Here is a 17,559-nt window from a genome sequence, read left to right on the forward strand (position 1 = left end):
TCCCTTTCATATCGGTTGTCGAAGCTGGCGGATTGCCAGTCGCAACAGCATAGAGCTGCGCCGGCGGCGCTCAAGGGAAAAACGAAGGATTTGCCGAGCGCTTGGCATTCATTCCGCGCAGGCGTGGCGCCGGCGGGTGCGGCTTGGGACTTCGCCGGCGCGGCGCGAGAAGGGGCAGGGAAGCTGAGCGGGTCGCCGCAGCCGTAGTGCAGGACGATGTACCGCGGCGGTACCTCCGGACGTTGCGGCAGGCTCAGGCCTGGCGCTGGGCGGTTTCCGAGGAGCGGTGCGCGCTCCTGCCCGCTCGATGGGGCGCCAGCGGAGCGGCGCCCGGGGCTTCAGTGGGCGGCCTGCGCCAGGGTGTTGCCAGGCAGGGCCGGCAGGCGCGCCAGGTGCAGCGAGACCAATACCGCGACCACCAGCAGCGAGCCGATGAACAGCCCGATGCCGTTCCAGCCGTAGTAATGCCAGAACACCCCGCCGAGGGTGCCGGCCAGGCTCGAGCCGACGTAGTAGCTGAACAGGTAGAGCGACGAGGCCTGGCCCTTGGCGCGCAGGGCGCGGCGCCCGATCCAGCTGCTCGCCACCGAGTGCGCACCGAAGAAGCCGAAGGTGAACAGCAACAGGCCGGCGAGCATCAGCGGGATCGGCTCGAACAGGGTCAGCAGCAGGCCGCCGAGCATCAGCAGGATGACCGCCCAGAGCACCTTGCGTCGCCCCAGCTTGTCGGCCAGCGAACCGACCCAGGCCGAGCTGTAGATGCCCGAGAGGTAAACCACCGAGAGCACGCCGACCACCGCCTGGCTCATGTGGTAGGGCTCGGCCAGCAGGCGGTAGCCGATGTAGTTGAACAGGGTGACGAAGCTGCCCATCAGCAGGAAGCCGATCAGGAACAGCCAGGGCAGTCCGGCGTCGCGGAAGTGCAGGCGGTAGCCGTTGAGCAGGGTTGCCGGCTTCAGCGGTGCCGGCCGGAAGTGCTTCGATTCGGGCAGCACGCGCCAGAACACCAGCGCGGCGACCAGGGCCAGGCCGCCGAGGACCGCCAGTGCGGCATGCCAGGAGATGAAATCGACCAGGACGCCGCTGATCAGGCGTCCGCTCATCCCGCCGATGGCGTTGCCGCCGATGTACAGGCCCATCGACAGGCCGATGTGCTGCGGATGGATCTCTTCGCTGAGATAGGTCATCGCCACCGCCGCCAGGCCGCTCAAGGACAGCCCGACCAGCGCGCGCATCAGCAGCACGCCATGCCAGGTGGGCATCACCGCGCTGCCGAGGGTGAACAGCGCGGCGGCCAGCAGCGAGACGACCATCACCGGCTTACGGCCGATCGCGTCGGAGATCGGGCCGGTGACCAGCAGGCCAAGGGCGAGCATGGCGGTGGCGACGGACAATGCCAGGCTGCTTTCCGCGGCGCTGATGGAAAACGCCTTGGACAGCACCGGCATCATCGGCTGGATGCAGTAGAGCAGGGCAAAGGTGGCGAAACCGCCGGAGAACAGCGCCAGGGAGGTGCGCATGAACTGCGGGGTGCCTTTCTCGATATAGCGTTCGACTTCGGTGGCGGCTTCCAGCACCTCGTTGGCTGCTTCGCGGGCCGCCTCGATTAACGCGGGTTCTTCTTCGGCCTGTGGCCGGACTTGCGGATTGCTCACGGGGCACCTCTGGGGACGGTGGCGAGCAGGCACAACGAGGCCGCGCCACCTGGATTTCAGGGACAAGGGGTCGTTGTTGGAGGTTATGTGGCAAAGGATATAGATAGGTTTATATGATTTCCAATATATTGATCGACACGATTGATATGTAAAAAGACCTAATCGGAGGGTCCGCTTGGAACTCAGGCACCTGCGCTATTTCATCGCCGTCGCCGAGGAGCTGCACTTCGGCCGCGCCGCCGAGCGCCTGGGGATCTCCCAGCCGCCGCTGAGCCAGCAGATCCAGGCGCTGGAGGAGGAAATCGGTGCGCGCCTGTTCGAGCGCACCAACCGCCGCGTCGAACTCACCGACGCCGGCCGGCTGTTCCTCGACGAGTCCCGCCAGGTGCTGGCCCAGGTAGACAAGGCGGTGCTACTGGCGCGTCGCGCCCACCTGGGGGAACTGGGCGAGCTGAAGATCGGTTTCACTTCCTCGGCACCCTTCACCTCGACCATACCCAGCAGCATCCATGCCTTCCGCAAGGCCTATCCGGACGTACACCTCGACCTGCAGGAAATGAGCAGCCGCCAGGTACTCAAGGCGCTGCTCGAGGAAAGCCTGCAGGTGGGCGTGATCCGCCCGCTGGCGCTGCCGGATGCGGTGCATTGGGTGGAATTGTTCCGCGAACCGCTGGTGGCGGTGCTGCGGGCCGACCATCCGCTGGCGGCCGGCAGCGAGGATGGCCTGGCCATCGCCGCCCTGGCCGAGGAGCCCTTCGTGTTTTTCCCGCGCAGCTACGGCACCGGGCTCTACGACCAGGTCATCGCCCTGACCCGACAGGCCGGCTTCAGCCCGCGCATCGCCCAGGAGGCCAGCGAGGCGATGACCATCATCGGTCTGGTCTCGGCCGGACTGGGGGTGTCGATCCTGCCGGCTTCGTTCCGCCGCACCCGGGTCGACGGCGTGGTCTACCGTACCCTGAGCGATCCCGAGGCGACGACTGCGGTATGGCTGGTCCGCCGGCAGAACGAGGGTTCGCCGCTGGCGCTGTCCTTCATCGACCTGGTGACCCGCGAGGCGGCCAGCCTGCGCCGGCGCTGAACCGCTCTACGTCAGGACCGAGACGGCGCTCGCGCTTGCCCGCGGCTTTGCCTATCATCCGGGATCAGGCTCGGCTCACGGAGATTTCCCATGCGGCGCGTGGTGTTCAATCAGAAAGGCGGGGTAGGCAAGTCCAGCATCGCCTGCAACCTGGCGGCGGTCAGTGCGGCGGAGGGCTATCGCACCCTGCTGGTGGACCTGGACGCCCAGGCCAACTCCACGCACTACCTGACCGGACTGACCGGCGAAGACCTGCCGGTGGGGATCGCCGACTTCTTCAAGCAGACCTTGTCTTCCGGGCCCTTCAGCAAGAAGGGCAGGGTCGAGATCTACGAGACGCCGTTCGACAACCTGCACATCGTCACCTCCAGCCCCGAACTGGCCGACCTGCAGCCGAAGCTGGAGTCGAAGCACAAGATCAACAAGCTGCGCAAATTGCTGGACGAACTGGACGAAGACTACGACCGGATCTACCTGGACACCCCGCCGGCGCTGAATTTCTACACGGTATCTGCGCTGATCGCTGCCGATCGCTGCCTGGTTCCCTTCGATTGCGACAGCTTCTCCCGCCAGGCGCTATATGGCCTTCTCCAGGAGATCGAGGAACTTCGCGACGACCACAACGAAGACCTGCAAGTCGAGGGCATCGTGGTCAACCAGTTCCAGCCGCGCGCCAGCCTGCCGCAGCAACTGCTCGACGAGCTGCTGGCGGAGGAACTGCCGGTGCTGCCGGTGTACCTGATGAGTTCGGTGAAGATGCGCGAGTCGCACCAGGCTTGCACCCCGCTGATCTTCCTCGAACCGCGGCACAAGCTGACCCAGCAGTTCGTCGAGTTGCACGGGCTGCTCGAAAGCTGAGCGGCCTCTCCGGCAGCGCTCTACGAGGTAACCAGGACATCGCAGCTCGGCTGGCGCAGGTAACGCTGCGCCAGGTTGCCGAGCAGCGCCTGCATCAGCGCGTTGCGGCTGTGCCGGCCGAGGGCGAGCAGCTCCGGCTGGCGCTGCTTCAACGCGGCGTCCAGGCTGTACGGCAGCACGCCGGGAACCACTTCGTGGCTCAGCTGCGGCCCGACGTCCGGCAGGCGTTCCTGCTCGTCGCTCAGCAACTGTTCGATCAGCCCGGCCTGGGTGGCCAGGTGCGCGGCATTCTGCCTGGGCAGGCCGAGCACGCCGTCGTCGGGGGACTCGAACACGTGCAGGGCGTGCAGGTCGGCTTCCACCGGCAGCAGGCGGTAGGCCTGGCGCAGCGCGGTACAGGCGCACTGGGAAAAGTCCAGGGCACTGAGCGCCTGGCGGTAGGGTTCGTCCGCCTCGCGCACGGCGAGCAGCACCGGCACCCGGCTGCGCCGCACCACCTGGTCGAGGGTGGTGTTGCCGAAGCGTTCGAAGGTCTTCTGGTGGTGCGCACCCATCAGCAGCAGGTCCGGTTCGAGCGCCCGGGTCTGCTGCAGGATGCCGTCGATCGGCTGGCCCCTGAACAGGTGGATGGCGGTGTCCTCGTCGAGGCCGGCCTCCTTGCGCTTGAGCTGCAGCATGGTGCTGACGGTCTTCACCGCCGACGCCGATAGCCCCGGGTCGTACACGTGCAGCAGGCTGACTCGCGCATCGTGCTGGCGGGCCAGTTGGTCGGCGCGGGCGAGGGCGACGTCGGCTTCCGGGGTGAGGTCGTGGGCGACCAGGAGGTGGCGGATCATGGCGGACTCCGTGGGATGGCTACGCTGGCTTCCCCACTGTCGCGCCGCAGCTCGCTACGGACCTTGATCCATGGCAGAAAAAACCTTCGCCGGGCCCTGCGAAATCTGCCAGTCAGGGCCGCGCGTGGCTGCGCAGCTGGTACAACGCGGTGCTTTCCGCCACCACCTCGCCCTGCTCGTCGGTGAGTTGCAGCTCGAGGCTGTATTCGGCCTTGCCGCGCTCTCCGGCCTCGGCTTCCAGTTGGCGGATGCGCTCGGCATCCAGGCGTGCCTCGACGCGAATGTCGCCTTTGGCCGGGCGGCGGAAGCGCAAGGTCATCTCCTTGACGATGGGATAGAAGCGGGCACTGTCGAAGCTGGTCAGGAACAGCGCGCCACCGGGAATCTCGGCGAGGGTGAAGAGCGCCCCGGCGTACATGCTGCCGATGTGGTTCTCGTTGCCGGCGCCCGGCATGCGCAGGCGCACGTAGCCGGGTTCGAGGACTTCCGCCCTGAGTCCGCTGCGCTGGACGAAGGCGATCTTTTCTTCGGTCAGGTGCCTGGCGAGTTCGGTGGGCAGTGGCATGGCGCTCTCCATGTCGGGGATCCCAGCCAGACTAGCCGGCCGGCCAGGCCGGGCAAGGACCGAAACGCTCGCCCGGACTGACCGATCCGCTCAGCGTGCGGCGGCGGCCAGGGCCTGGTCGAGGTCGGCGAGGATGTCGTCGATGTGCTCGATGCCGATCGACAGCCGCACCATGTCGTCGGAGACTCCGGCGCGGGCCAGTTCCTCCGCGTTCAACTGGCGGTGGGTGGTGCTCGCCGGGTGGCAGGCCAGGGACTTGGCGTCGCCGATGTTGACCAGCCGCACCACCAGCTTCAACGCGTCGATGAAGCGCGCGCCAGCGGCGCTGCCGCCCTGGATACCGAAGGACAGGATCGCCGCCGGGCGGCCCCCCAGGTAGCGCCGGGCCAGGGCGTGCTCGGGGTTGTCGGCGAGGCCGGCGTATTTCACCCAGGCCACCTGCGGATGTTGCTGCAGGTAGAGGGCCACGGCGAGGGCGTTGTCGCAATGGCGCTCCATGCGCAGCGCCAGGGTCTCCAGGCCTTGGAGGATGAGGAAGGCGTTGAACGGCGAGAGCGCCGCGCCCATGTTGCGCAGTGGTACCACCCGGCAGCGGCCGATGAAGGCGGCGGGTCCGAAGGCCTCGGTGTAGGTGACGCCGTGGTAGGACGGATCGGGCGTGTTCAGCAGCGGGAAGCGCGACTTGTTCGCCGCCCAGTCGAATCTGCCGGAGTCGACCACGATCCCGCCGATGCTGGTGCCGTGGCCGCCCATGTACTTGGTCAGCGAGTGCACGATGATGTCGGCGCCGTGCTCGAACGGCCGGCAGAGCACCGGGGTGGCTACCGTGTTGTCGACGATCAGCGGCACGCCGTGGCGGTGAGCGGCGTCGGCCAGGGCCTGCAGGTCGATGATGTTGCCCGCCGGGTTGCCGATGGTTTCGCAGAACACGGCCTTGGTCCGCTCGTCGATCAGCGCTTCCAGGGCGGCGATGTCGTCGTAGGCGGCGAAGCGCGCCTGGATGCCGATACGTGGCAGGGTGTGGGCCAGCAGGTTGTAGGTGCCGCCGTAGAGCTTGGCCACCGAGACGATGTTGTCGCCGGCCTCGGCGACGGTCTGGATCGCGTAGGTGATGGCCGCCATCCCCGAGGCCACCGCCAGCGCCCCGACCCCGCCTTCCAGTGCCGCGACGCGCTGTTCCAGTACGTCGTTGGTGGGGTTCATGATCCGTGTGTAGATATTGCCCGGTACCTTCAGGTCGAACAGGTCGGCGCCATGCTGGGTGTCGTCGAAGGCGTAGGAGGTGGTCTGGTAGATCGGCACCGCCACCGCGCGGGTGGTCGGGTCGGGGCTGTAGCCGGCGTGGACGGCCAGGGTTTCCAGTTTCATGCAGCGTTCCTTCGGGCAGATTGGAAGGACGCAGCATGGGAAAGCGCGGCGGGCGGGTCAATGCGCCCGGGCAAGGAAAAGCGTGCCTGGTTAGACCGTTGTGTTCGCCGCTTATGCCTGTCAGTGCAGGCCGATGTAGATGTTGTAGGCGCTGATCAGGGTGATCAGGGTGCCGACGATGACCAGCAGGGTGCGCGGCGAAAGCTTCTTGCACAGCAGGGCGGCGAACGGCGCGGCGAACAGGCCGCCGAAGACCAGTCCGGCGACCATCTTCCAGGTGTCTGGCTGGCCGGCGAGGAGGATGAAGGAGGTGGCGCTGGCGATGGTCAGGAAGAACTCGGCGAAGTTCACCGAGCCGATGGTGGTGCGCGGGTCGCTACCCGAGCCGATCAGGCTGCTGGTGACCACCGGGCCCCAGCCGCCGCCGCCGGCGGCATCGACGAAGCCGCCGAAGAGTGCCAGCTTGGCCACGTGGCGCGGTGCCCGGCGCTTGATCACGTGGCGGTAGGCCTTGCTCAGGATGTACAGGCCCATCAGCAGCAGGTAGGCGGAGATGAAGGGCTTGAGCTGGTGGCCGTCGAATCGGGTTATCAGCACGGCGCCGAGCACCGCGCCGATCATCCCCGGCAGCAGCAGGCGGAGGAAGAGTGACTTGTTGACGTTGCCGAGCTTGACGTGGGAAATCCCGGAAAATCCGGTGGTGAACACTTCGGCGATGTGCACGCTGGCACTGGCGGCAGCCGGCGTGGCACCGGCGCTGAGCAGGAAGGTGGTGGCAGTAATGCCGTAGGCCATGCCCAGCGCACCGTCGATCACCTGGGCGAAGAAGCCCACCGCCACCGCGCTCCAGAAACCTCGGCTGGTCAGGGTCTGCTCGATGATCTCGAAGCCGCTGCTGCCGCCGTTGTCGAAGAACAGGCGCCAGGCCAGGAAGGCGAGCAGGCCGACCAGGATCAGCACCGCTGCCCACATGGCGGCGCGCAGTACCGGGTGGTCGTCCGGATGGGTGACGAAATCTTCGACAGGAGGCAGACCTAGCGCCTGGTGTTCGGTGTTGATCGAACTCTGGCTGAGATCGAGGTCGCGTATCTTCATGCGGCAAGGCGCCTGACAGGAGGTGGTAGAACAGGCTGGAATAAGTGTGGCGGCGAAGATAATCGGCTTTTCTTAGTGCGTCTAAGAAGTTTTCCGAAGGTATTTATTCTATTTAGGCATTAACGACCGCCGTTCTGCCAGGGCATTCCGTCAGGAGGAACAACTGATTTCCAGGTGCCGCCCCCAATCCGGCGGGCGCCGGGTGAAGCGCTCCATGCCCGGCTGTTCCTCGAACGGGCGACTCAGCACCTGGTGCAGCAAGCGGACCTCCGTGTAGTCGCCCTGCTCGGCCGCTTCGATGGCCTGCTGTGCCAGGTAGTTGCGCAGCACATAGAGCGGATTGACCGCGTGCATGCGCTGGCGCCGCGACTCCTGGTCTCCGCCTTCTTCCTCGACGCGCCGGCGGTAGGTCTCGGCCCAGCGGTCGAAGGCCTCGCGGTCGACGAAGTCGTCGCGCAGGCTGGCCAGCGCCCGCTCCGGAGTCTCTTCGCCGAGTCGGCGGAAGAACAGCGAGTAATCCACCGCGCTGCCCTGCATGCGCTGCAACAGTTCCTGGACCAGGGCCTGGTCGTTCTCCTCGGCGACGCCCAGGCCCAGGCGCCGGCGCATCAGGTCGAGGTAGTGGGCCTGGTAGAGGGGCAGGAACAGGTCGAGGCTGGCGCGCAGTTCGTCCACTTCCACCAGTGGCGTCAGCGCCTGGGCCAGGGCGGCCAGGTTCCAATGGGCGATCGGTACCTGGTTGCTGAAGGAGTAGCGGCCGGCGTCGTCGGAGTGATTGCAGATGTGATTGGCGTCGAAATCGTCGAGGAAGGCGTAGGGCCCATAGTCGAAGGTAATGCCGAGGATCGACATGTTGTCGGTGTTCATCACCCCGTGGCAGAAGCCATAGGCCTGCCAGCGGGCGATGAGTTCGGCGTTGCGCTCGACGACCTGGCGGAACATTGCCGCGTACGGCCGCTCGGCTGCGCCACAGTCGGCGAAATGGTATTCCAGGACGAACGCCGCCAACTGTTTCAACTGGTCGTGTTGACGGGTGTAGTAGAAGTATTCGAAGTGACCGAAGCGTACGTGGCTGGGCGCCAGGCGCAGCAGCGTCGCCGCGCTTTCCTTCTTCTCGCGCCAGACCGGCGTGCTCGAACCGATCACGCAGAGCGCCCGACTGCTGGGAATGCCCAGTGCCGGAAGGGCTTCGGAGGCGAGGAACTCGCGGATCGACGAGCGCAGCACGGCGCGCCCGTCGCCCATCCGCGAGTAGGGGGTCTGGCCGGCGCCCTTGAGGTGCAGGTCCCAGTGCTCGCCGGCCTGGTTGATCACCTCGCCGAGCAGCAGGCCGCGGCCGTCGCCCAGGCGCGGGTTATAGGAGCCGAACTGGTGGCCGGAATACACCATCGCCCGCGGCTCGGCCTCCGACCACAGTTTGTGCCCGCCGAACAGTTCGGCGAACAGCGCTTCGTCGCTGGTTTCCGCTGGCAGGTCGAGCAGCGCCAGGGCGGTGGGGCTGGCTACCACCAGGCGCGGCTCGGCAATGGGGTCGGGCAGGACTTCGGTGGAGAAGGCGTCGCCCAGGCGGGCGAAGCGGTTGTCGAAGTCGAGGTCGTCGAGTGATTTCAAGAGAGGCCTCCGGCAATTCCCGAGCATTGTGCTGGGAATTGCCGGAGGGCGTCCAGGCCCGGAGGTTCAGCGGGTCGGTTCGGCGGGACCGTCCTGGCCCTTGAGCGCGGGCGGATTGCCGACGCCGCTGTGCTGCGGCTCGCCGACGAACAGCTGGACCTGCTGGCCCTGGAGATTCTTGACGAACACATCGACCTGGTTGAAAGCCATGTCGATCTTGTGTTCGCGGAAGCTGGTGGCGATCTTCGTCAGGATCTCGTCGGTGGAGGGGTTGCGGTCGCCCAGTTCGCGGACGTGGAAGCGCAGCTCGTAGTCGAAGGTGCTGGCGCTGATGGTCAGGAAGTACAGCAGCGGCTCCGGGTCGCGCAGTACCCGCGGGTTTTCCTTGACCGCCTGCATCATCAGCTTGCGCGCCAGCGGCAGGTCGGTCTCGTAGGCCAGGCCGATCTTGATGGTGACCCGGGTCACGGTATCGCTCAGCGACCAGTTCACCAGTTGCCCGGTGATGAAGGTCTGGTTCGGGACGATGATCTCCTTGCGGTCGAAATCGGTGATGGTGGTGGCGCGGATGCGGATCCGGCTGACCGTGCCGGACAGGTTGCCGATGGTCACCACGTCGCCGATTCGCACCGGACGCTCGAAAAGGATGATCAGGCCGGAGACGAAGTTGGAGAAGATCGCCTGCAGGCCGAAACCGAGGCCTACCGAGAGCGCCGCCACCAGCCATTGCAGCTTGTCCCAGCTGACCCCGAGGGTGGACAGGGCGCTGACGATGCCGATGCCGCTGATGGCATAGGAAAGCAGGGTGGTGGTGGCGTAGGCGCTGCCCTGGGCCAGGGTCAGGCGCTGTAGCACCAATACCTCCAGCAGGCCGGGCAGGTTGCGCGCCAGGGCCACGGTGACCACCGCGATGGCCAGCGCCGCGAGGAAGTCGCGCAGGCTGATCGGCACGCTGGTGGCCGCTTCGCCGGTGCCGGCGGTGTACTGGTACAGGGTGACGTTGTCGAGGTAGGAGATCACGCTGATCAGGTCGGCCCAGACCCAGTACAGGCAGACGATGAAGCCGATCAGCAGGGCCAGGCGGATCAGCCGCAGCGATTGCTGGTTGATCTGCTCGATGCCGAGGGTCGGCTCCTCGACGTTGGTCTCGCCGTCGGCGCCTTCCTTCGCCGCGTTCTGCCGCTTCGCCAGGGCCCGTGCGTAGGCCAGGCGCCGGGCCGCCACGCCCAGGCCGCGGACGAAGGCGGCCTCGATGACGAACCAGAGCAGCAACAGGTAAAGGGTGTCGATGAGACGGTCGGTGAGCTTCAGCGAGGTGTAGTAGTAGCCGAAGCAGACCGCGACGAAGAGCACCAGCGGCAGCGCGGTGAAGAGGATGCCGACGATCATCTTGATCAGCGACGGACGCTCGTCGCCGGGACTGCTGAACAGCAGGCGGCTGAGCAGCCAGGCCATGGCCGCGTAGCCGAGCAGGACCACGGCGATGCCGATCACGTCGTCGGCCAGGCTCGCCGGCTGGTGCTCGGCCACCGTCACCACGCCGACCAGCGCCAGGACCACAACGCCGAGGCGGACCAGATGCCTGTCGAGGAAGCCGACCTGTTCGCGGCTCCAGTGGAAATGCCGCTCGGCGATGCCGCCCGGGGTGAGGATGCGATGGGCGGTATAGAACAGCAGCCAGACCTGGGCCATTTCCAGCAGGGCGCTGCCGAGGGTGGCGTTCTGGCCGCGGGCGTCCAGCAGCAGGGCCAGGCCGGCGACGGCGAAGGTCAGGGTGCCGGGCAGGGCGAGGAGGATGGTGATCAGGATCGCCAGCGGGGTATGCAGCTGGCTGTCGCGCTTGAAGTGGCCGATGTCATCGTTCAGCTCCGCCAGCTTGTCGTACAGGTAGCGGCGTTTCCACAGCAGCGCGGCGATCAGCAGGAACAGCGGCAGGAACAGCAGCGGCCGATCGACCAGGCCTTCGCCCAGTTCGCGCACCCCGGAGCCCCAGGGGATCTCGGTGAGCTGGTTCTTCAGCAGGGTCGGGGTCATCTTGAACCAGGACAGGTCCAGCGGCTGGTTGCTGGGAATCCAGAACATCTGCTCGTCGAGGGTGGTGCGCAGGCTCTCGCTGGTGGAAAGCAACTGCTTCTGGTTCAACTGCAAGGTGATCGCTTCGTTGAGCAGCGCGTTGAGTTCGTGGTTGAGGCGATCGAGCAGTTCGGAACGGGTCGCCAACAGGGTGTCGAGATCCTTGCGCAGCTCCGGCGTGACCTGCTCGCTGGGCTGCTGGGCGAGCAGGTCGTCCAGGTATTGCTGCGGGGTCGCCAGCTTGTCGCGTTCCTGGTTCAGTTCGAACTGGCCGAGGCGCAGGTCGGCGATCTCGTCGGCCAGGCTCTGGTCGGCCTTGATCTTCGGCAGCGCCTGTTTCTGCTTGTAGAGGATGCGCGACAGCAGCAGGCTGCCGCGCAGGACGTTGATCTGCTCCTCGAGGGCCTGGTTGGACTGGGTCAGGTTGTCCAGTTGCTGCTTGGTCTCGAGGTTGCGCCGGGTGAGCACGTTGAGGCGGTCGGTGGCGCGCAGGAGATAGTCGGAGAGACGCAGGTTCTTGGCGTTCTCCTGGCTCAGCAGGCTGTCGGTGCCGGCTCCCTGGGCGCCTTCCTTGGACAGTTCGGCGACGGTCTTTTCCGACTGCTCGCGGCGCTTCTCGCTGATCAGCGCCTGCAGGTCGAGGGTTTCCTTTTCCAGGCGCGAGATCTTCTCGGTGAGCAGATCGTGCTGGCTCTTGCCGAGGTCCTGCAGCAGGTTGTTGCCGGCCAGTTCCTGGCGCAACAGCTGGCTCTGCACGGTCAATGCGGCCTGCTCGGCGAGCAGCTCGCCGCGACGGTCGGCGTTGATCGCCTTGCCGCTTTCCTTGCCGGCCTTGAGCAGCGAGCCGATTTCCAGGATCCGTGCCTGCATGCTGCTGATGCCGGCCTGGGCTCGTTCCGGACGGGTCTCTGCGGTGATCGACAGGCTATTGGCCTCGCCCAGGGCTTTCTGCCACTCGGCCTGCTGGGTGGTGCGGTCGTTGAGCAGCATCTCCAGGCGGGCCGCGCTCTCGCCGCTGTAGCGTTCGCTGACCGGGCGTTCTTTGGTCTTCTTCAGGCGCTCCAGTTCGCGCTGGTTTTCCTCGATCTGCCGGGGAGCGTCGCTCAGGCGCTTTTTCAGGTCCTCCAGGCTCTGCAGCGCTTCGTCGCGCGCGGCGAGGAACTTGAGGGTCTGTTCGAGGCTGGCCTTGGCGACCTTCTGGTCGGCTTCGGCGAGCTTGCGCTCGGCCAGCTTGTCGAGGCTTTGCTGGACGGCCTCGGCCGAGGGCGGCTCGGACTGGGCGAGGAGCGGCGGACTGGCAAGGCAGAGGCCGAGGAAAAGAATAGCGATCAGGGAGCGGAGGGCAGGCATGGTCGAGAAGAGACTCGAAGAAGGGTGAATGCAGGTTAGTGGTGGCTCCGAGGCGCCGCAAGGCGCCTCGGAACGGGAATTCGACAGGAAATCAGAGGAAAAGTCCGGGCCCTGGGCGGCCTTCCGGAAACTTCACGCCGACCTTGCGGATACGGTTGCCTTCCAGGGCGGCCACGGTCCAGGTCAGGCCATTCCACTCCACCTGGTCGCCGATCACCGCTTCGCCGCCGATCTCGTGGGCGATGAAGCGCCCCAGCGCTTGCTCGCCGTCGATGCCGTCGAGCTTCAGGCCGTAGAGCGAGGCCACCGCCGACAGCTGGGCATCGCCTTCCAGCACGAAGTCGCCGAAGAAACGCGCGCCGAGGCCCCGGTCGGGCGCCTGGCTGAACAGCTTGCCGAGGGCCGGCAGGTCGTGTTCGTGGCCGATCACGCAGAGGATGTCGTCGGCCTCGAGGATGGTGCTGCCCGACGGGTGGAGCAGTTCGGTGCCGCGGAACAGCGCGGCGATCCGGGTCCCGCCGGGCATCTTCAGCTCGCGCAGGGCGGCGCCGATGCACCACTTTTCCTTGTTCAGGTGGTAGACGAACAGCTCCCACTCGCTGGTCGGGTGGATCTCCAGGCCGGCGCGGGATATCGGTGCCGGGTCCGGCGGCACCACCACCCGCAGCAGCCTGGCCGCCCAGGGCAGGCTGGTGCCCTGCACCAGCAGCGAGACCAGGACGATGAAGAAGGCCACGTTGAAGAACAGCTGGGCGTTCGGCAGGCCGGCCATCAGCGGGAACACCGCGAGGATGATCGGCACCGCGCCGCGCAGGCCGACCCAGGCGATGAAGGCTTTCTCGCGGTCGTGGAAGGCGCGGAACGGGATCAGTCCGATCAGTACCGACAGCGGCCGTGCCACCAGGATCATCCACAGCGCCAGGGCCAGTGCCGGCAGGGCGATCGGCCACAGGTCGTGGGGTGTGACCAGCAGGCCGAGGACCAGGAACATGCCGATCTGCGCCAGCCAGGCCATGCCGTCGAGCATGTGCAGGATGCCGTGGCGGCTGCGGATCGGGCGGTTGCCGAGGAGCAGGCCGCACAGGTAGATGGCGAGGATGCCACTGCCGCCGACGGCGTTGGCCAGGGCGAACACCAGCAGGCCACCGCTGATCACCAGCAACGGGTAGAGGCCGCCCGCCAGGTGCATACGGTTGATCAGTTGCAGCAGCAACCAGCCGCCGCCAAGGCCGAGCAGGGCGCCGAGACCGAACTGCTGTACCAGGTGCAGGGCGAAGCCCCAGCTGAGGCCGGTCTGGCCGCTGGCGAGCATCTCGATCAGGGTTACGGTGAGGAACACCGCCATCGGGTCGTTGCTGCCCGATTCGATTTCCAGGGTCGCGGTGACCCGCTCGTTGAGACCTTTGCCGCCGAGCAGGGAGAACACCGCGGCGGCGTCGGTGGAGCCGACGATGGCGCCGATCAGCAGGCCTTCCATCCAGTGCAGGTCGAACAGCCAGGCTGCCGCGATGCCGGTCAGGCCGGTGGTCACCAACACACCCAGGGTGGCCAGCGACAATGCCGGCCAGAGCGCCACGCGGAAGCTGGAGACGCGGGTGCGCAGGCCGCCGTCGAGGAGGATCACGGCGAGCGCCAGGTTGCCCACCAGGTAGGCCATCGGATAGTTGTCGAAGACGATGCCGCCGACCCCGTCGTTGCCGGCGATCATGCCGACGGCGAGGAAGATCACCAGGATCGGGATGCCCAGGCGGGAGGACAGCGAGCTGACGAGGATGCTCATGCCGACCAGCACCGCCCCGATCAGGAAGAAATTATTGACGGTGACGGCGTCCAAGGTCGGCCTCCTCGCGGCGGGACAGGGGGAAGGCGACGCTACGGGTCGGTTTTACGTAGGGGAATTACGTAGACAGGATGCAGGCCGCATGCCAAGTGATTCTAACCTGCGGATTTGGCGGACTGTAAAGGGGCGGCTGCGGTTTTTTTCGAAGGAATTCCAAGGCTTTCGCGTTGTCCGGGCGAGTGCGCGCGGACTCGCCGGCGTGGCCACCAGGCAACGGCAACCCGGCGCCCATGCCCGGGCATAAAAAAGCCCCGGACGTGACCGGGGCGGGAAAGGGCAGGCAGGATCAGAACCATTCTTCCTGCATGCTCGAACACACGTCGTCGCGGGCCTCCAGCAGCGCCAGTTCGTGGTGGCAGCCAGGCACCTCCCAGGTCAGGAAATAGCGTGCGGCCTGCAACTTGCCGCGATAGAAGTCGGCGTCGGCGGAGTCGCCGCGAGCCAGCCCTTCCTCGGCGCGGATCGCCTGCTCCAGCCAGCGCCAGCCGATCACCGCATGGCCGAACACCTTCAGGTACAGCGCCGAGTTGGCCAGGCCCTGGTTGACCTGGCCCTGCATCAGGTCGCCGAGCAGCGCCAGGGTCACCTCGGACAGCCGCGCCACCAGCCGTTCCAGCGGCTGGCGCAGGGCGGCCAGGGATGGATGGGCTTCGGCGCGCCGGCAGGCGTCCTGGATCAGGCGGGTCAGCTGGCGCAGGCCGGCGCCATTGTTCTGCCCGACCTTGCGTCCCAGCAGGTCGAGGGACTGGATACCGTGGGTGCCTTCGTGGATCGGGTTCAGGCGATTGTCGCGGTAGTACTGTTCCACCGGGTACTCGCGGGTGTAGCCGTGGCCGCCGAGGATCTGGATCGCCAGCTCGTTGGCCTTCAGGCAGAACTCCGAGGGCCAGGACTTGACGATCGGGGTCAGCAGGTCGAGCAGTTCGTGGGCCTGGCGCCGTTGTTCCTCGTCCTCCAGGGTCTGGCTGTCGTCGAACAGGCGCGCGGCGTACAGGCCCAGGTCGAAGGCGCCTTCGACATAGGCCTTCTGGGTCAGCAGCATGCGCCGCACGTCGGCGTGGCGGATGATCGCCACCTGTGGCGCGCTCGGATCCTTGCCGTCCGGCAGGCGGCCCTGCGGGCGTTCGCGGGCGTACTCCAGCGAATAGAGGTAACCGGCATAGCCAAGCATCACCGCGCCCATGCCGACGCCGATGCGCGCCTCGTTCATCATCTGGAACATGTAGGCCAGGCCGTGGTGCGGCTTGCCCACCAGGTAGCCGACGCAGGCGCCGTTGTCGCCGAAGTTCAGCGCGGTGGAGGTGGTGCCGCGATAGCCCATCTTGTGGAACAGGCCGGCGAGGATCACGTCGTTGCGCGGCCCTAGGCTGCCGTCGGCGTTGACCAGGAACTTCGGCACGATGAACAGCGAGATGCCTTTCACCCCCGGCGGTGCATCCGGCAGCTTGGCCAGGACCATATGCACGATGTTCTCGGAGAGCGGGTGGTCGCCGCCGGAGATGAAGATCTTGTTGCCCTTGATCCGATAGCTGCCGTCGGCAGCCGGTTCGGCGCGGGTGCGGATGTCGGAGAGAGAGGAGCCGGCGTGCGGCTCGGTGAGGGCCATGGTGCCGAAGAAGCGGCCCTCGATCATCGGTTGCAGGAAGCGCTGCTTCTGCTCCTCGCTGCCGAAGCTCTCGATCAGGTTGGCGGCACCCATGGTCAGGAACGGATAGGCCGAGCTACCGACGTTGGCCGCCTGGAAGTGGGCGAAGCAGGCCTGCGACAGCAGGGTAGGCAACTGCATGCCGCCTTGCTCGAAGCTGCGGGTGGCGTTGAGGAAGCCGGCGTCGAGGAAGGCATCCACTGCCGGCTTCACTTCCGGAATCAGCGTGGCTGAGCCATTCTCATAGAGCGGCTCGTGTTCGTCGCCCTTGCGGTTGTGCGGGGCGAACAGCTTTTCCGCCAGGCTCCGCGCGGTGCCGAGGGCGGCATCGAAGGTTTCGCGGCTATGTTCGGCGAAGCGCGGGCGCTGGGTCAGGGCTTCGGCATCGAGGACTTCGTACAGCTCGAACGCCAGGTTGCGGGAACTGAGCAGGGTTTCGGACATGACGACCTCGGCGAAAGGGGATCGTGGGGCGGCGCGGCGAAGGCATCGACCGTCGCCGGCGGTGCCAGGCTGCCAGCGAGTCTAGGCTGGTGAATGAAGGTCGCCAACCAACATCGATATGCGTGATACAAGGGCCAAACCTGCGACGGCAAGACCGCTGCCGAAGCGCCGGGAGGCTGGTAGAATCCGCGCCCCTCGCCCATGGGCGAGGGCCTGTGCCGACGCGGGGTCGGCGCGAATCCGCAGGGGCCGGGCGGTCCGGCTAGCAGCGCTGCCTGGCGCTGTCCAAGGAGCAGTCATCATGAACTATCGTCACGCTTACCACGCCGGCAACCATGCCGATGTCTTCAAGCACCTGGTGCTGGCGCGGATCTTCGCCCTGCTGGGGCGCAAGGACACGCCGTACGCCTACCTGGACAGCCATTCCGGGGTCGGCCTCTACGACTTGCAGGGTGACGAGGCCAGTCGCACCGGCGAGTGGGAGCAGGGCATCGCCCGCCTGTGGGAACGCGAAGGCCTGCCCGAGCAGCTGGACGATTACCTGGACGTGATCCGTCACCTGAATCCGGACGGCTCCCTGCGCTACTACCCGGGCTCGCCGGAACTGGCGCGGCGCCTGACCCGCGCCCAGGACCGCGTGCTGCTCAACGAACTGCATCCCGAGGACGGCCGCCTGCTCAAGGCCAACATGGCCGGCGAACGGCGGGTCGCCGTGCACCAGGGCGACGGTTGGCTGCTGCCGCGGGCGTTCCTGCCGGCGCCGGAAAAGCGCGCGGTGCTGCTGATCGATCCGCCGTTCGAGCAGGCCGACGAATTGCAGCGTTGTGTCGCTGCGCTCGACGAGGCGATCGGGCGGATGCGCCAGACGGTGGTGGTGATCTGGTATCCGATCAAGGACGAGCGCCAGCTCAAGCGTTTCTACCAGGCCCTGGAGCGTAGCGTCGCGCCGAAGCTGCTGCGTGCCGAGCTGCACGTGCATCCGATCGACGACGCCGAGCGTTTCAACGGCTCCGGGCTGGCCATCGTCAATCCGCCGTGGCCGCTGGAAGACGAACTGCGCGACCTGCTGCCCTGGCTGGCCGAGGTCATGGCCCAGAGCCAGGGCGGCTGGCGTCTCGACTGGCTGGTGGCGGAGTAG

Annotated in this window: 12 protein-coding genes; 3 read left to right on the plus strand and 9 right to left on the minus strand. The window is 66.6% G+C overall.

The genetic code is table 11. The features are described from left to right. Positions 1-338: 338 nt before the first annotated feature. The gene (locus HMPREF2886_RS14120) at positions 339-1,655 is read right to left on the minus strand and encodes an MFS transporter (RefSeq protein WP_003103690.1); all 1,317 of its coding nucleotides are present in this window, start codon (positions 1,653-1,655) and stop codon (positions 339-341) included. Positions 1,656-1,830: 175 nt separating this feature from the next. On the opposite strand from HMPREF2886_RS14120, the gene HMPREF2886_RS14125 reads away from it, so the two are divergent. Both HMPREF2886_RS14125 and HMPREF2886_RS14130 read left to right on the plus strand, forming a co-directional pair. Then, positions 1,831-2,736 carry a LysR family transcriptional regulator gene (locus HMPREF2886_RS14125; protein ID WP_003095817.1) on the plus strand — a complete coding sequence of 302 codons (906 nt, stop codon included), beginning with the start codon at positions 1,831-1,833 and terminating at the stop codon, positions 2,734-2,736. 90 nt (positions 2,737-2,826) lie between these two features. After that, positions 2,827-3,594, plus strand: a complete 768-nt coding sequence (locus HMPREF2886_RS14130; protein ID WP_033967781.1) for a ParA family protein — start codon at positions 2,827-2,829, stop codon at positions 3,592-3,594. Between the two features lie 20 nt (positions 3,595-3,614). Here the strand turns inward: HMPREF2886_RS14130 and HMPREF2886_RS14135 are convergent, their stop codons facing one another. The 8 genes from HMPREF2886_RS14135 to HMPREF2886_RS14170 all read right to left on the minus strand — a co-directional run bounded on the left by HMPREF2886_RS14135 (position 3,615) and on the right by HMPREF2886_RS14170 (position 16,421). After that, the gene (locus HMPREF2886_RS14135) at positions 3,615-4,430 is read right to left on the minus strand and encodes a universal stress protein (RefSeq protein ID WP_058173414.1); all 816 of its coding nucleotides are present in this window, start codon (positions 4,428-4,430) and stop codon (positions 3,615-3,617) included. Between the two features lie 112 nt (positions 4,431-4,542). After that, positions 4,543-4,995 carry a YiiD C-terminal domain-containing protein gene (locus tag HMPREF2886_RS14140; protein WP_033967783.1) on the minus strand — a complete coding sequence of 151 codons (453 nt, stop codon included), beginning with the start codon at positions 4,993-4,995 and terminating at the stop codon, positions 4,543-4,545. Positions 4,996-5,085: 90 nt separating this feature from the next. Continuing rightward, entirely contained in the window at positions 5,086-6,363 is a 1,278-nt protein-coding gene (locus tag HMPREF2886_RS14145; RefSeq protein ID WP_070747664.1) for a bifunctional O-acetylhomoserine aminocarboxypropyltransferase/cysteine synthase, read from the minus strand. A 120-nt stretch (positions 6,364-6,483) separates the two neighbouring features. After that, on the minus strand, positions 6,484-7,458 hold the full coding sequence (locus HMPREF2886_RS14150) for a sulfite exporter TauE/SafE family protein (RefSeq protein ID WP_033967786.1): 975 nt from the start codon (positions 7,456-7,458) through the stop codon (positions 6,484-6,486). A gap of 150 nt (positions 7,459-7,608) precedes the next feature. After that, entirely contained in the window at positions 7,609-9,069 is a 1,461-nt protein-coding gene (gene selO / locus HMPREF2886_RS14155) for a protein adenylyltransferase SelO (protein WP_042164186.1), read from the minus strand. Positions 9,070-9,135: 66 nt separating this feature from the next. Further along, complete coding sequence (mscK, locus tag HMPREF2886_RS14160) at positions 9,136-12,492, minus strand: mechanosensitive channel MscK (RefSeq protein ID WP_033977023.1); 3,357 nt, start codon at positions 12,490-12,492, stop codon at positions 9,136-9,138. A 91-nt stretch (positions 12,493-12,583) separates the two neighbouring features. Then, positions 12,584-14,326, minus strand: a complete 1,743-nt coding sequence (locus tag HMPREF2886_RS14165; RefSeq protein ID WP_003114562.1) for a potassium/proton antiporter — start codon at positions 14,324-14,326, stop codon at positions 12,584-12,586. A gap of 292 nt (positions 14,327-14,618) precedes the next feature. After that, on the minus strand, positions 14,619-16,421 hold the full coding sequence (locus tag HMPREF2886_RS14170; protein ID WP_057389110.1) for an acyl-CoA dehydrogenase: 1,803 nt from the start codon (positions 16,419-16,421) through the stop codon (positions 14,619-14,621). Positions 16,422-16,722: 301 nt separating this feature from the next. On the opposite strand from HMPREF2886_RS14170, the gene HMPREF2886_RS14175 reads away from it, so the two are divergent. Further along, a complete protein-coding gene (locus tag HMPREF2886_RS14175) occupies positions 16,723-17,559 on the plus strand; it encodes a 23S rRNA (adenine(2030)-N(6))-methyltransferase RlmJ (protein WP_003095790.1) in 837 nt (278 codons plus the stop codon).

Origin of the sequence: Pseudomonas sp. HMSC066A08 (genome assembly GCF_001813025.1) — a bacterium.
Lineage (GTDB): Bacteria > Pseudomonadota > Gammaproteobacteria > Pseudomonadales > Pseudomonadaceae > Pseudomonas > Pseudomonas aeruginosa.

Excerpts from the sequence above, each read along its gene's own strand:
- HMPREF2886_RS14130 (WP_033967781.1), top strand. The coding sequence starts at position 2,827 with ATGCGGCGCGTGGTGTTCAATCAGAAAGGCGGGGTAGGCAAGTCCAGC.
- HMPREF2886_RS14135 (WP_058173414.1), bottom strand. The coding sequence starts at position 4,430 with ATGATCCGCCACCTCCTGGTCGCCCACGACCTCACCCCGGAAGCCGAC.
- HMPREF2886_RS14140 (WP_033967783.1), bottom strand. The coding sequence starts at position 4,995 with ATGCCACTGCCCACCGAACTCGCCAGGCACCTGACCGAAGAAAAGATC.
- HMPREF2886_RS14145 (WP_070747664.1), bottom strand. The coding sequence starts at position 6,363 with ATGAAACTGGAAACCCTGGCCGTCCACGCCGGCTACAGCCCCGACCCG.
- HMPREF2886_RS14150 (WP_033967786.1), bottom strand. The coding sequence starts at position 7,458 with ATGAAGATACGCGACCTCGATCTCAGCCAGAGTTCGATCAACACCGAA.
- mscK (WP_033977023.1), bottom strand. The coding sequence starts at position 12,492 with ATGCCTGCCCTCCGCTCCCTGATCGCTATTCTTTTCCTCGGCCTCTGC.
- HMPREF2886_RS14170 (WP_057389110.1), bottom strand. The coding sequence starts at position 16,421 with ATGTCCGAAACCCTGCTCAGTTCCCGCAACCTGGCGTTCGAGCTGTAC.
- HMPREF2886_RS14175 (WP_003095790.1), top strand. The coding sequence starts at position 16,723 with ATGAACTATCGTCACGCTTACCACGCCGGCAACCATGCCGATGTCTTC.